This window comes from Streptomyces sp. NBC_00539 (genome assembly GCF_036346105.1).
GTDB lineage: Bacteria > Actinomycetota > Actinomycetes > Streptomycetales > Streptomycetaceae > Streptomyces.
In genome coordinates this window covers 6,917,451-6,931,629 of the sequence record NZ_CP107811.1, presented here as the reverse complement: position 1 = coordinate 6,931,629, position 14,179 = coordinate 6,917,451, and the positions used below count along the sequence as shown (strand labels likewise).

At 70.1% G+C, this 14,179-nt stretch carries 12 protein-coding genes and 2 pseudogenes; 1 reads left to right on the top strand and 13 read right to left on the bottom strand.

From position 1 onward, the window contains the following. Nucleotides 1-8: 8 nt before the first annotated feature. From OG861_RS31640 to OG861_RS31600, 9 genes and pseudogenes are all read right to left on the bottom strand, one after another. Nucleotides 9-287: pseudogene (locus OG861_RS31640) on the bottom strand (SPW repeat domain-containing protein); the annotation flags it as partial. Between the two features lie 208 nt (nt 288-495). Continuing rightward, nucleotides 496-1,170 (bottom strand): YqjF family protein, encoded by a 675-nt coding sequence (locus OG861_RS31635; RefSeq protein ID WP_329191650.1) that lies wholly within the window; start codon nt 1,168-1,170, stop codon nt 496-498. 181 nt (nt 1,171-1,351) lie between these two features. Beyond that, the gene (locus OG861_RS31630) at nt 1,352-1,645 is read right to left on the bottom strand and encodes a hypothetical protein (protein ID WP_329191652.1); all 294 of its coding nucleotides are present in this window, start codon (nt 1,643-1,645) and stop codon (nt 1,352-1,354) included. A gap of 500 nt (nt 1,646-2,145) precedes the next feature. Continuing rightward, a pseudogene (locus tag OG861_RS34365) lies at nt 2,146-2,292 on the bottom strand (transposase); the annotation flags it as partial. A 199-nt stretch (nt 2,293-2,491) separates the two neighbouring features. Beyond that, a complete protein-coding gene (locus OG861_RS31620) occupies nt 2,492-3,514 on the bottom strand; it encodes a TolB-like translocation protein (protein WP_329191655.1) in 1,023 nt (340 codons plus the stop codon). A gap of 86 nt (nt 3,515-3,600) precedes the next feature. Then, nucleotides 3,601-4,872, bottom strand: coding sequence for an MFS transporter (locus tag OG861_RS31615; protein ID WP_329191657.1), 1,272 nt, complete (start codon nt 4,870-4,872; stop codon nt 3,601-3,603). Between the two features lie 2 nt (nt 4,873-4,874). Continuing rightward, nucleotides 4,875-5,771 (bottom strand): alkaline phosphatase family protein, encoded by an 897-nt coding sequence (locus OG861_RS31610; protein ID WP_329191658.1) that lies wholly within the window; start codon nt 5,769-5,771, stop codon nt 4,875-4,877. A gap of 156 nt (nt 5,772-5,927) precedes the next feature. Then, complete coding sequence (locus OG861_RS31605; RefSeq protein ID WP_329191659.1) at nt 5,928-7,184, bottom strand: S8 family peptidase; 1,257 nt, start codon at nt 7,182-7,184, stop codon at nt 5,928-5,930. A gap of 1,360 nt (nt 7,185-8,544) precedes the next feature. After that, nucleotides 8,545-9,663, bottom strand: a complete 1,119-nt coding sequence (locus OG861_RS31600) for a helix-turn-helix domain-containing protein (protein WP_329191661.1) — start codon at nt 9,661-9,663, stop codon at nt 8,545-8,547. Nucleotides 9,664-9,911: 248 nt separating this feature from the next. Between OG861_RS31600 and OG861_RS31595 the strand changes: the two genes are divergently transcribed. Beyond that, a complete protein-coding gene (locus tag OG861_RS31595) occupies nt 9,912-10,958 on the top strand; it encodes an L-serine ammonia-lyase (protein ID WP_329201929.1) in 1,047 nt (348 codons plus the stop codon). A gap of 215 nt (nt 10,959-11,173) precedes the next feature. On the opposite strand, the gene OG861_RS34360 is transcribed toward OG861_RS31595, so the two are convergent. From OG861_RS34360 to OG861_RS31570, 4 genes are all read right to left on the bottom strand, one after another. Then, entirely contained in the window at nt 11,174-12,031 is an 858-nt protein-coding gene (locus OG861_RS34360) for a replication-relaxation family protein (protein WP_443064469.1), read from the bottom strand. Between the two features lie 157 nt (nt 12,032-12,188). Next, nucleotides 12,189-12,500 carry a hypothetical protein gene (locus OG861_RS31580; RefSeq protein WP_329191663.1) on the bottom strand — a complete coding sequence of 104 codons (312 nt, stop codon included), beginning with the start codon at nt 12,498-12,500 and terminating at the stop codon, nt 12,189-12,191. 117 nt (nt 12,501-12,617) lie between these two features. Continuing rightward, nucleotides 12,618-13,499 (bottom strand): hypothetical protein, encoded by an 882-nt coding sequence (locus tag OG861_RS31575; RefSeq protein ID WP_329191665.1) that lies wholly within the window; start codon nt 13,497-13,499, stop codon nt 12,618-12,620. 10 nt (nt 13,500-13,509) lie between these two features. Next, complete coding sequence (locus OG861_RS31570) at nt 13,510-14,073, bottom strand: papain-like cysteine protease family protein (protein WP_329191667.1); 564 nt, start codon at nt 14,071-14,073, stop codon at nt 13,510-13,512. Nucleotides 14,074-14,179 lie beyond the last annotated feature (106 nt).

Genomic DNA, 14,179 nt, shown 5'->3' with positions numbered 1-14,179 from the left:
CCCCGCCGTCAGTGCATTCCCGGCATGGGGCGGCGGGCGCCGGGGCCGTGGCGGGTGTCGTTGTCGCGGGCGGCAGAGGCTGCGGCGAGGGCGAGGAGGGTGGCGATGGCGCCGACGATCAGGTTACTGGTGATGGACCGGGTGCGGGCGACATCGCCCGCGACGACCCAGGGCGCGGTGCAGGTCCAGATGCCGATGGCCGCGGCCGCCCAGGCCGTGGAGTGGGTGCGTTCGTAGGAATTGCCGGAAGCGCAGAGCAGGAGCATGTAGGCGATACCGGCGATGAGATGTGACCAGAGCGAGGGCCATGATCATCCGGTCACGCGTCGCGGCGCTCACCTTGATGCTCGTCTCGTCTACCCACGACGCCCAGTAGAGGAGGAGGGGAGGCCAAGAACCGCCGCAGGCGCATACGACTGGTTTTGGTCACGAGTTCCGGTTCTGGGGTGAGCAGGATGGTCGTGCCGCCGCCTGGCTCGCCAACAGGCGCGGCCTTTAGGCCGCGCGGCGGGGGAAACCGAAGCGTACCGGGCCGACACCGGGCGAGATGTGGACGAGGGGGGAATCGGCCGGCTCGGGCAATCCCGCGGCGGACAGCAGGGACTCCTCCAAGCGCACGACGGCTCCGGTGGAGAGCGGCCAGGGCTCGTGGACGACCGGTGTCCGCCATAGCGCGCCTGCGGATACCGAGTACGCGTGGAAGCGGTCGGTCAGCCACGAGTCCAGCGGGCGGGGCGCTCGGATGCGCTGACCGGTCCGCACTTCGAGGTCGTATCGGGGGCCTCGGCGCCCTCGCCGGCCCGCGTAGTGGCACGTGCCGCCGTGCTCCTCCACCACCAGGCGCGCCCGGGAGTACGGGATCCCCAGGAGCCGTGCGGTGAGCATGGCCGGGTGGGTGACGTCGAGGGCGAGGAACCACAGGCCGCTCGGTCCGCCGCCGTGCCGTACGTAGGTGCGCAGGTTCGTCTCGGGGAAAGTTCCCCGGGGCATCGGCACGCCCAGGACCTGGGTGCGTGACATGAGGAAGGGTGTCATGCTCACCCAGCCCTGTCCTGCGAAGACGTCGGCTTCGAGGTGGGGCGGCAGCAGGCTCTGGATGACGGCTGGGGGGTACGGCCAGTGCACGAACGCCTGCCGCGTCCAGTACACCGACAGGAAGGGAACCCTCACACCTTGCACTGCACCCTCCAGCTGCCTCACCAGCTCCCGGTGTGCAGCGCCTACCCGCCGGCGCATCCGAGAATGCCGCGGGGACGCCAGCGCAGGCCACAAGAAACCGCCGCGCCCGCACTCCGGCTCATGACTGAAACCCGCGGTGCCGACGGGCCTCACTTGCAGGACAGCTCATTTCTCAGGGGCTGCGGGGTTTGCGGTCGGCGCTCTTCTTCGCCGGAACCGCCTTGTCGACTGCCTCCTTCGCGGCAGTTTTCTTGGTGGTCTTCTTCGCGGTGGGCAGGTCGTGGACGCTGGCATCGGCCCCGCCGCTGCGGGAAGCCTTGGCCTCACTGACGGACTTCTCCAGCATCGCCATCAGGTCCACGACCTCCGCCGAGGCCGGCTCGGGGGCCTCGACCGGCTCAGGGCGGGTGCCGGCGGCCTTGGCCTCGATCAGCTTCTCCAGCGCCTGGCGGTACTCGTCATGCATCTCGCCGATGTCCCGGCCGGAGAGTGTGTCCGCAAGAGCGACGGCCGCGGTCGGTCTCCTCGTCGGAGACCTCCACGTCCCGGATGTCGACGAGGAAAGCAAGGGCAGAGCGGGGGCTCGCATCGTTTCGAGGGCAGTGAGCACCGAGCCGTTCAGACCCGGGCCCTCCCGTCAAGACACGTCCTCCAGGGGCATGACGGGGGTTGCCGCCGACGCGCCTACTTGAAGCGTGGTCACGCCGCAAAGACGGCGAGACCAGCCAGGAGAACGGCGGCCTGTCAAGGTCCCGCTTCAGCCGGCCGCCGGTCGCTCGGGCGCAGATCGCCCGGCCGTGTTCCGGCGGCCTCTATCCGCAAGGAGCACTCATGCCGTATGACCGCCCCTGCCCGACCACCGCCCAGTCCAAGCAGATCGTCCTCCTCATGAACGAAAACGTAGTAGGCCAAAGGATGTAGCGGTGCGAATAGCCGGGGACGTGAGCCCCACCACGTCCCCGTGACCAGCACCCCGCCCTCGCCGGTCAGCTGCAGGGCCTCGGCCTGAGCCCGGGAGACGAGTTCGTCGGTCAGCCGGTCGTCCACCGCCTTCGACGGCTTCGGCTCCGCCGGCTCGACGGTCTCGGCCTCGGTCACGTTCTCACTGGTCATCGGTGCATCTTCCTTGATCGGGAGTTACACCGAACGATTTACAGCCCCCACCGCGTGCACCCTCGATCCGTGCGCGCGCTCCGGAAGGCGACGACATCGCCGGTGAGCCGGGCGAGACTGTCCGTTTCGCCGACCGCCGGCGCAAGGTGCACCTCCGACGGCGACGCGGTGACACGGCTCGTGGGTGACGTCGGCCTCGTCAACGTACGACGGCGGGGGCGAGCGCGGCGGGGGCGAGCAGGGCCGGGGTGCCGGTGCCGGCGGCGGGAACGGTCCACAGGTCGCTGCTGTCGTCGCTGGGGAGGGAGTAGGCGAGGGTGTGGTCGTCGAGCCAAAGGGCCTGGTCGTCGATGTTGCGGCCTTCGGTGGTGGCCGTCTCGCCCATGGTCTTCAGGTCGAGGACGTACAGCCGCCAGGGGGCGTCGTCGCTCAGGCCGGAGACGCGCTTCTTGTAGGCGACGCGGGTGCCGTCGGGCGACAGGGAGGGGCACTCGACGTTGCCGTGCAGTGTGGTGAGGGTGTGTTGGATTGCGTCGCCGGCGACCAGGTGGGTCTGTCCGCCGGTGGCGAGGGTGGCGTAGAAATGCTCGTCGTCGGCGAAGGTGACGCCCCAGATGTTCGTGTCAGCGGATCGGTAGGGCTTCCCGTCCAGGGTGATGGCGTAGGTCTCCAGGTTTTCTTGCAGGGTCCAGGTGCGGGTGTCCAGGATCGAGGTGCGGGTGGAGAAGTCGGTGCCTGCGTATGAGTCCCCGCCGACGAAGACCGTCCAGGCCACGAGGTTGCCCGAGGGCGATACCCGTGACCGGGTGGGGATGCCGGCGAGGTCGTACCGGCGGCGTTCGTGCAGGTCGGCGTCGAGGACGACCGCGCGGTAGGTGTCCTCCAGGACGCCGTGGACGGCCTGCAGGCATACCCCGGTACCGGCGGCGGCGTGGAAACGCAGGCAGGCCGGCGTCGCCACCGTCCGGGTGCCCCGGGGTTCGGTGAGCGGGACCGCGGCGAGGTGGTCGCGCTGGGCACCCCAGGTCATGCTGCGGAACACCAGTCGCGCTCCGTCGGTGTGGGGTCCCAGGCCGACGATGCCCGCCTTGGCCGGCGGCCCGTCGGCCGCCCGGTTGGCGCCCCGGGCTTCGTCGCCTGCGCGCAGGACGGTCCAGACGCCGGCCGCGACGAGGACGGCGGCGGCGGCGCACAGGACGAGGAGACGGCGGGCGAAAGTCATGTATGAGTTCCTCTTCCGTGGGGTTCTTCGGCGGGCGGACAGGCAGGCGGAACGCACGCCTGTCGGCGGCGGGTCAATCAGGCGGGTCAATCGGCCGCCGCCCGCGCCCGGTCATCGGTGAGCGGGTCCAGCAGTCGCGCCGCGATCACGACGGCGGCGGTGAGGGCGGCGGTCATGAGGGCCAGGGCGGTGGTGTCGCCCCAGCGGCTCCAGAGCGCGCCGACCGTGAGGGAGCAGGCGAACCGGCCCGCGGCCTGGCCGGTGCCGACCAGCGCGAGTCCGGCGCCGCGCCGCTGCTCTGGCACTGCGTCCGCGGCGGCCGCGGCGAGGGTGCCGTCGGTGGCGGCGTAGAAGAGTCCGTGCAGGGCGAGGACCGCGGCGGCGAGTCCCGCGCCGCCGCCGGGGAGGGCGAGCAGCAGGGCGTACCCGGTCAGCAGCGCGGCGTGGCCGAGCACGAACATGCGCCGGCGTCCGATCCGGTCGGCGAGCATGCCGGCCGGGGCGGCGAGCAGGAGGTAGACGGCAGCGGTGCCGAGCGGCAGTAGTGGGAACCAGGTCGCGGGGAGGTCGAAGCGGCGCTGGAGCAGCAGATAGACGAAGGAGTCGCTGACCGTGGCGAGCCCGAGCAAGGCGGCGCACGCGGTGATTCGACGCAGGGCGGGGAGGTGGAGCAGTTCGCGCAGGTGTGGCCGCGCTGCTGAGGTCGGTGGCGTGGAGCGCAGGCTGCGGCCGCGGACGAAGAGGACCAGGACGAGCACGCCGAGTGCGGCGACGTATGAGCTGACGGTGAAGATGGCGTGGTAGCTGCCGGGGGCGCCGCGCAGGATGAGGAAGGCGAGCAGGGGTCCGGTCAGCGCGCCGGCGGTGTCCATGGCCCGGTGCACGCCGAAGGCGCGGCCGCGCCGTTCGGGCGGGGTGGCGAGAGAGATCATGGCGTCGCGGGGTGCGGTCCGCAGTCCTTTGCCGACCCGGTCGGCGGCCAGGACGAGGCCGATCAGCGGCGTGGTGTGGGCGAGGAGGAGCGCCGGCCGGCAGAGCGCGGAGAGGCCGTAACCGGCGGTGGCGACGGCCTTGTGGCGTCCGCCGCCGCGGTCGCCGAGGAAGCCGCCGAGCAGCCGCAGGACGGCGGAGGCACCGTTGAAGACACCGTCCAGGACGCCGAATCCGAGTGGGGATACACCGAGGGCGGTGACGAGGTAGAGGGGCAGGATGGCGGTGACCATCTCGGAGGAGACGTCGGTGATCAGGCTGACCGTACCGAGGGCGAGTACGGTGGGGGCGATCCGCGCGGACCGCCCCGGCCCGAGGGCCGGGGCGGCGGCGGACGCCGTGGAGCGTCGGCTGTCCGCGAGGTACATGGTCAGTTCCAGACGCCGGTGATGTCGGTGGCGTTGGCCGCCTTACCGGCGTGCTTTCCGGTCCCCGCGAGGTCCTCCAGGGTACGGAGCATGTCGTAGTGGTTGTACTTGGTGGTGGGCGCGCTGCCGGCCTTGACGGGCTGTCCGTACAAGACGGTGGGGATCTGGTTGCCGCTGTGCTTGTCGTCCTCGTCGTAGGTGATGACCAGCAGGCTGTTGTGGGTCTTGGCCCAGGCGGCGTACGCGCCGAGGTTGCTCTTGATCCAGCCGTCTCCGGTGGCCACGTTGCAGTCGTGCATGTCGGAACAGAGGTTGGGGGTGACGAAGGAGACCGTGGGGAGTTTGCTGAAGTCGCTGGGGAACTGCGCGAAGGTGTGGCCGGTGTTGGCCGGGACGTTCTTGAACGCGAACCAGGGGTTGTGCTTTTGGGCGTACTTTCCGCTCTTGCAGGTGGTGGAGCCCTCGTTGGGCAGCGACTCGTTGTAGCTGCCCCAGGTCTTGCCGGCCCCGGTCAGCTCGGAGGCCAGGTTGGGGGCGGACATGGAGCCGACGTGGTAGCAGCCGTCATCGGTGATGCCTTGGGTGCTGCCGGAGAAGACGGCGAAGTAGTTCGGCTGGCTGGGGTGGGTGATGCCGTAGGACGCTTTGAGGACCGCGCCTCCGTTGGCGAGCGAGTTGAGGTACGGCGCGTCCTTGCTGCCGATGATCTGCTTGTAGGCGTGGTTCTCCATCATGACCACGACGACGTGGTCCGGCTTGGGTACGGCCCCCGCGGCGGAGGCGGAGCCGATGCTCACCAGGGAGGTGACGGCGCCCGCCGCCACGGCCGTCGGCAGTGCGACGGCGAGCAGGATCTTCTTCCGGTTGCGGCGGTGACGGCCTTGGGTACCAGCGGACATTCTGTCTCCTGTGTCAGGGGTGTGGGAGGGTGGTCGTCCGGTGCCTCGGCGGCGGTATGCGACCGCCGGTCCGGGCAGGGTGCGAGGGTCAGCAGGCGGTTGAAGGGCCTGCCGGCCCAGGGTTGGTCGGTGGACCTCTGGCCCGCGGGCTGACGGTCATTTGGTGGGGTTGTCGCCCAAGCCCGCGATGTAGAGGAGCCGGTTGGGGGTGTTGGTCCCCGCGTTGCCGATCTTGCCGGTGGTAGCCGCCTTGATCAGCGCGTCCTGCACCTGCGCGGGAGTGGCCGTGGGGTGGGCCGACAGGTAGATGGCGGCGGCGCCGGCGACGTGCGGGGCGGCCATCGAGGTGCCCGTCAGCTTGTGGCTGTCCTTGTCACCGCTGTTCCAGGCCGAGGTGATGCCCGTGCCGGGCGCGAACAGATCGGTGCAGGCACCCCAGTTGGAGTCCGAGCGGCGCTGGTCACCGGAGGTGGAGTTGTTCACCACGATGGCCTCGCCGATGTCGCCGGGCGAGTTCCTGCACGCGTCGGCCCCGCTGTTGCCGGAGGAGACCACCCAGGTGACCCCGGAGGCGATCGAGTTGCGGATCGCCTTGTCCTCCGCGGCGCTGACCCCACCGTTGATGCTCATGTTCACCACGGCCGGTTTGACGGCGCGCTTGGTGATCCAGTCGGCGGCGGAGACGATGGCCGAGGTGGGGATGGAGTCGTTGCACGGCGTGACGCGGACGGAGACCAGCCTGACGCCCTTGGCCACGCCGTAGTCCTTGCCGCCGACGGTGCCCGCGACGTGGGTGCCGTGGCCGACGCAGTCCCCGCCGTTGCGACCGTCACCGACCAAGTCCACCCCGATGCCGGCCCGCCCCCCGAACTGGCTGTGCGTGGTCCGCAGCCCGCTGTCGACCAGGTAGACGGTGACGTTGGAAGCGGTGTTCGGCGCGGTGTAGCTTCCGTCCAGCGGCAGGCTGCGCTGGTCGACGCGGTCCAAGCCCCAACTCGCCACCGACGCCGCCTGGGCGGCCTCCGGTGCCGAGGCCGAGTGCTGCACACTGTCCCGCTCCACCGACTCGACCGCGGGATCGGACGCCACCTGCTGCGCCTGGCCCGGCGTCATCTCGGCGACGTAGCCGTGCAGGGCCGTGTCGAAGACCGTACGGACGGAGCCGCCGTGGGCCTTCGCCAGCCGCTCGGCGACGGAGGCGACCGTCGCCTGCTCGGCCTGTCTTCCTTGGGCGGCGGTTGTCCGCGCGGCGTCCGGGGACGGCACCCCGCCGTCCTTGAACACCACCAGATAGCGGCCGGCTATGGGCTCGCCGACCGTGCGGAGCGTGTCGGAGGGATACAGGGCGGCGTTCGCCGGGCTGGTGACCGCTGCGGCTGCCGCCGCGGCCACGACGGTGGCCGCGATGACCACGGCGGACGGTTTCCTCCTACGAGCGTGGCGAGGTGCATGATTCCGGGACAAAGTGCCTCCTTGGAGGAGTGAATTCAGCGTGTGGTTCGGTAGTGGCGCGCCGTCGGTGACGTGGCGGGTGCCCGTCGTTGGCGCCAATCGACTACGGCGAGCTCGGCCGACCTGCGGCGCGCGGAGGAGACAGTTGCCGGGAACGACCAATTCCGCGGCTTTGTCGAGACGTCCGGGCACGGCGAAAGGCCGGGGTTGGGGTGGGGTGGGAGCAGCCTCACGTATCGCGGGCCCAGAGGCACACTCGTCGCGCATCAGGTCTTCGCCATCCCCTGGAAGCGTGGCGTGGGGTGCTTCCGCGGCGGTGGTGTGCTCGGCTTGCGTTGTTCGTGGCGGATTGCTGTGCGGGGTGGCCGTTGCATGGGCACTCTGTGGGCGGGGCCTTTCCGGCAGCGCCCCACGTCCTGCGGCTGATCACCCGAACGCGCGTCTTCCCGCTTCCCGCCGTGATCGGCGCCCCCCTCCACGTCGTCGTGGCGGGGAGTGGCCGGACGTCGACTCAGGCCGCGTCGCCGAGGGTTCCTGAGGCCCTTCTCGTAGCGGCCGCCCCGGAAGTCGGCGGCGCGGTCGGCGATGTGGGCCACGAGCGTGTAGCCGCCCTTGGCGTACCTCTTGCGGCAGAGCTCGACGTCGTCCTGGGAAGCGTCGTCCTTGGCCCTCGCGCAGAGGTCACGACGGTGTAGTCGACGGTCTTGGGCTGCTTGAGGTGGAGTCGCTGTCCCTGTCGTCGCGGAAGGAGGCGACGAGGATCGACGCGTGGTGTTGCCTGGCATACCCGGTGATGCCCAGGATCGGCTCGAGGCCTGCCTTTGTCGTGATGGGTGGCGAGCGAGGTGTGGTCCATGCCCGGGGCCAACGCCGGCCTGTCGCCGTTCTTCGCCCCGGCCGGCGACCGTCGAGGTGTGACTGGATGTTCTGGGGGACGGCTCTGACGTCCGACTCCCACCGTTTCTTGCCCTGCGCCGAGGACGTGGAAGCCTGCGCACCCTCCGGGACGAGAGCGGCGACGCACAACACGACGCCGGCACAGAGCGCTAACTTCGCCAACATGCAGGTCTCCTGGTGAGGGGTCGGGGATCGGACTCCAGGACTCGACCGGGCGCTCCGGCCGGTCGAGCATCTGACCGGGTTCCGGGGCGGCCGGGTTTGGCACCCGGGGTGGAGGAGCCCGTTCCGGCGGAGCGAGCCGGGGCACTAGATCTACCGTCAGAGACATGCGCCGGAGGTGACTTTTTGCCAGTGGCGCGCTTTGGCCATAAAGGTCACGCACCCCCGATCGACGTCAATCCGCGCCCGGCTTCCGCTTCGCTCAGATCCAGCCGTTGCGCGCGGCGTGCAGCGCCATCTGGAACCGGGTGACGGAGCCGGCACGGGAGTTGAGCTGCTCCAGGTGGCGCGAGAGCGTGCGGCGGCTGATGCCCAGCAACTCGGCGATGGTCGCGTCGGTGACCCCGGTGGCCAACAGCTCGATGATGCGCCGGTGGATCGGGCTGAGGGCGGACGGCACGCGGCCGCTCAGGTGCATCGGCAGCGCCGCCCTCCACGAGGTCTCGAACAACCCCGTGAGCGCGGACAGCAGGCTCGACGGACGGACCAACAGCAGCGAGTCGTTCACCTCGGCCTCGACGAAGGACATCGACACGATGGCCAGGCGACGGTCGAAGATGGTGAGCTTCACGGGAACGGTGGGCAGGATCCGGGCCTGCTCCCCCGCGGCTATGCAAGGCTGGATGTTGACGGCGTAGTACGCGGCGTTCTGAACGGCGGACCGGGAGTACACGACCCGGTACTCCACGCCCTGCCGCAGGTTCTCGATCTGGATCGGGTTGGCCGCGCCGTGCGTGTGATACGGCGGCGAGTCGAAACGCAGGACCTCGGTCTCGGCGGCCGCCTCGATGGTTTCGATGCGCTCGATGATGGAGTCGCCGGTGACGACCTCGACCAGGTTCTCGGTCGGCTGTGGGCTGACGGAGCGCCGGTAGCCGTCGTAGGCATTGACGGCGGCCTGCTGGGCCTCGCGGAGTTCGGCGGCGCGACTGTGCGCTAAAAACTCCAGCGCGATGGTGGGCTCCACCGGCACGTGCCGGCGGCCACCGGTCTCCGAGACGGTGACCAAGCCCAGCCTGCGCAGTTGCGCGAGATCCTCTTCCAGTGCCGGGCTGTTGTCCGGGCCGCTGCACTCCGGGCCCTCCCGGTCGCGGTCCGGGTTGTTTGCCGACTGCTCGCCGTCGTCGGATCGGGCGGCGAGCAACGCCACGTAGGCCTTCGCCTCACGGCGCGTCAACCCCAGGCGACACAGGTGGGTTGACAGGTCCTCATCGGTCATCAGCGTACCTTCCGGTGAAGGCAGGCCGGCTCGGGCGTGCGCCGGAAGCGGCACGGCCACTCCGGTCCCGTCGCCGCCGGCTGCGTGCGGTGTGCCGGGCATCGTGACACGTACCAACCGGTAGCTGTCAGGCGATACCGCTCCCCTACCAAGATCCACACCACCTCCGACCAAGATCAACATCATCCGGCCGGTGCCTCGGACCAAGAACGCTGCACGGCAAGAGGACCATCTCCTCGACCGGACGCCCCTCCACGCCAGTGGCGACCCCTCGCCACCCCGCGGACCCGGTCGGCGGTAGACCGTGAACAACTACCCGGCCGCCTCCCCTGGAGCCCCTCTTGATCAGCGTGTTCGACCTGTTGCGCGTCGGCATCGGCCCGTCCAGCTCCCACACCGTGGGCCCGATGCGCGCCGCGCACCGCTTCGTCCGCGGACTGGACCAGGACGGCCTACTCGCCGACGCCGCGGCCGTCGACGTCGAACTGTTCGGCTCGCTGGCTGCCACCTGCGCCGGCCACGGCACCGACAAAGCCGTCCTGCTCGGACTCACCGGCGAGCAACCCGAGACCCTCGACACCGCCACCGCCGACGAGCGCTTCCGCCGGCTCACCGCCGAGCGGCGGGTGCCGCTGCCGGGAGCGCAGGCCGTCGACTGCACTCTGACCCTCCACCCGGACCGGTTCCTGCCGACCCATCCCAACGCCCTGATCTTCACCGCGCTCGACCGGCACGACACCGTCCTGGACAGCCGCACCTTCTACTCCGTCGGCGGCGGCTTCCTACTCCACGAGACGCACGACGCCTCGCACCAGGTCCCCCGCCCCTTCACCAATGCCGAACAACTCCTCGACCTGACCGGGGACGGCCCGATCAGCGACCTCATGCTCGCCAACGAGACGGTCCGCCGGCCAGAGCACGAGGTCCGCCGGCGGCTCCTGCACCTGTGGAAGATCATGCGCCACTGCGTCGATCGCGGCTGCCGCACCGAAGGCATCCTGCCCGGCGGCCTGAACGTTCCCCGCCGCGCTCCGGCGCTCCACCGTCGCCTCCAGCAGCAAGGAGGTTCCGGGGACCCGCTGCACGCCATGGATTGGGTCGCGCTCTACGCCCTCGCGGTCAACGAGGAGAACGCCGCCGGCGGCCGCGTCGTCACCGCGCCGACCAACGGCGCCGCGGGAGTCCTCCCCGCCGTCCTGCACTACTACCACCGGTTCGTTCCCGGCGCCGACGAGGACGGCACCGTACGCTTCCTTCTCACCGCAGCCGCCATCGGCATCATCGTCAAGCACAACGCCTCCATCTCCGGAGCCGAGGTCGGCTGCCAGGGAGAGGTCGGCACCGCCGCCGCCATGGCCGCCGCCGGACTGACCGAACCCCGGACAGCAGGCTGCTGATCGTTCACCGGCCGCCAGGCCCGCGTCCCGTCACCGGGCAAGGCCGGCGACCAGCCCCGCGACAGTGAGCCAGCCCGGTCCGGTCCCCCGTTCCGGCGCTGGGGGGTTTGCGGCCGGCGCTCTTCCTCGCCGGATCCTGCTTGGCGGCCGCCTTCTTCACCGGCACTGTCTTCTTGGCGGCCTTCTCCGCTGCGGGCAGGTCGTGGACGGTGGCGTCACCGCCGCCGCTGCGGGAGGCTTCGGCTTCGCTGCCCGACTACTCCAGCATCGCCATCAGGTCCACGACGTCCGCCGAGGCCGGCGCGGGGCTTCGCCCCCATCAAGGGTCTGGCTCGTTGAGTCAGCCAACCCCCTTGACGCGACCCGTGTCGTGACACGTTGCCGACCACCCAGGGCAGAGAACAGCTGCCCGTCGAGGCAGCCGAGGCGGCCGCCCACCGGCGTTTGACCCCGACGTCTACAAGCACCGCAACGTCGTCGAACGGCACCGCACCGGCGCGGTGCTTCAACCGCTTGAAGCAGAGGCGCGGCATCGCCACCAGGTACGGCCCAGTGGTCGGGAGGGCGAGGACGGCGTCGGTGTTGAGGGACAGGCCGGTCTCCTTGATGGCGTGGTTGACCTCCACCTGCCAGTCGGTCAGGTACTCCCGGCTACCGGATAGGACGGTGTCGGTGTCGGTGTCGGTGTAGGCGAGGATCGTGTCGGTCACTGCGACGGCGTGCACTCCCAACCCGGCTCTCCCTGCCTTCGCACCGGTGCCGGCCTTCGGTCGGGGTGGCAGCTCGTTGCCGTCGGCCAGAGCCTTCTGCCCGGCCGGGGTGAGGTTCCAGATTTGGTGCTTGCCGTCCTTGCCGTTCGTCTCCGCCGGCCCGAGCTCCGCCAGTTCAACCATGGCCCTGCGCACGTACAACCGGCCGTCCGACCCTGCTTCCGTGATCACCTGCGCCATCCTCAGCATCCACAGCGCCTCGGCCCGTACCTTCCTGGTCGTCCCCTTCGCTGGTGCCTTGCCGAGCAGCCCCCTTCGGGCGGCGTGAGCTGCGGTGATGGGCACGACGTTCGAATCATTCACGGCCTGGACGCGGCACTGGGTTCCGGGCCATCCAGAGGGCTCTCAGCACCCCTTGACCACGTCGGGCGCGGCTCCGGCTCGGGCTGCCGGGCATCGCCGGCGTGCGTCACCGGGCTCCTCACGCGGGTGGCGTGGGACTCCGGGCAGACTCCCGCATTCACCTGGTACTGGTGCCGGGGAAGCCGATGGCGTGACGCCTGTTATCGAGCCGTGATCTTTGGGCGGGTGCGGCGCAGAGCTCGGAGACGATCGTGAACGAGGCCGTCACCATCGGCACAGCCATAGCCGGCGCCATCGCCATGTGCGTGGTCTGGCCGTGTGCCATGCCGTTGTGGATCTTCCGGCCATCGTCGAGGTACCCCGCCTGCCGGGCGGTCAGGATGCCGGTCTCGGCGCCCCGCGTGATGGTTCGTAGATGCCGGACGCGCGCGGGACGTGCTTGACGCGGCACGCAGTCGAACTCCTCCAAGGTGACCTGCTGCTCGAACTTCGCCCGTGCCGGAATGTACGGGCGGTCCGGCCGTACGCTCCTCGCTCCGCCCCGGCTGGCTGCCGGGGCGGAGCGAGGGAGCGTACGGGGCCGGGCTCAGCGGGTGCTTGCGCGCCGGCGCCGGCGGAGCACGGCGGCTGCGCCCGCGACGGCGAGTGCTGTGCCGGAACCGCCGGCAAGCAGCAGGGTGGAGGACGAGGCGTCGTCCGCCTCGCTCTGGGCGCTGTAGCCGCTGGAGTAGCCCTTGGAGTCGTACTCCGAGCCCGGGAGCTTGTCGGCGTAGCGGGCCTTCACCAGCTTCTGGTAGTCGCCGAGCGACACGGACGCCCGGCCGCCCAGTCCTTGCCGGGCCTCGTCGTTGAGCGGCTCGACGGTCAAGAGCTTGAGCTGATACCAGCCGCGGATCTGCGGCTCGGTGAAGACCAACGTGCCCACGGTGGCCTTGCCGGCGTACGTGGCATCGCTGTCGCCGTCGCTCACGGCCGCCAGGTGCCAGCCGCCGCCCTGGGTGGGGGCGAGCATGACGGTGGCGTTGCGGCCGTTGACGGGCGTGCTCAGCGAAGAAACCAACTGCGTCAGCTTGATCGCCTCGGTGGGCAGCGGCTGGGCGGTGCCCGCGACGAACCCGGGGGTGATCTCGTTCCGTGCCAGCGGGTCCTTGATCGTGAAGGCCGGGAGGCCCTCGCACGGCTCGGCCGTTTCGGGGATCGTCTGCACCGGTCCGTTGACGCCGTCGGTGGGAACCGGAGTACGCAGGAAGCGGCAGACGGTGTTGCGGACGTCGGTGGACTTCACCGCGTCGAGGGCGGCCTGGTAGTCGGGGATGTCAGCCGGGAGAGGGTCCTTGGCCGGGGCCGCGTGGACCGGACCGAGGACGGACAGCAGTGCAGATGCACTCAGTGCGATGACGATGGACAGACGGGAGGAGCGAGAGGCCGCCCGCGTCCTGGACATTCGGGTGCCGCTGGTGTCGCGCATGACGCCTGCCTTAGCGGGAGATACCGATGCGGGAGTGGGTCCACTTGGACGAGCTGTTGCTCACGTAGTCGTTGTAGTTCCACCAGGTGTACGTGGTGGTGTCCGGCCACGGGTCGGCCACGGCGATCGTGCTGTTCGACGTGTCGAAGCCGTAGACCACGTTCATGTGGCCGCCACCGGACGTCCACCCGATGCGGGCACCGATCGGCCGGGCCGCCTTGACGTCGGTGTATACCTGGTTGAACGTGGCCGCGCTGCTCAGGCCCGATCCGGTGCGGGTCATGCCGAGGCTGCCCCAGCCCCTGGCCATGTCGTCGAGCGTGGCGGGCTGGTTGTTGCAGCCGTAGGAGGGTTGGGCCCGGTTGCAGAAGTCCGTCTGGGTGGAGCCGAAGCCCTGGAACTTGGCGATGGTCAGCCCGGAGGCGACCCAGCACCACTGGGATTTTTCCTGCTTCAGCATGCTGATGGTGTCCTGGCCCGCTTCCGCGTGAGCCGTGCCTCCCGCGGCGGCGAGCGATCCCAAGGCGGCCAGCGCGATGGCCGACGCCGTGGTTCCGTACCTGAACCTGCCCATTTTCCTGCCTTCCCCTGGCTGATGGGTGCAACGAGATGAACGGGGCAATCTGACAGGAATATGACAGCGCACCATGCCAAAGCCAGATAGGGATCCGGCGGGGAAT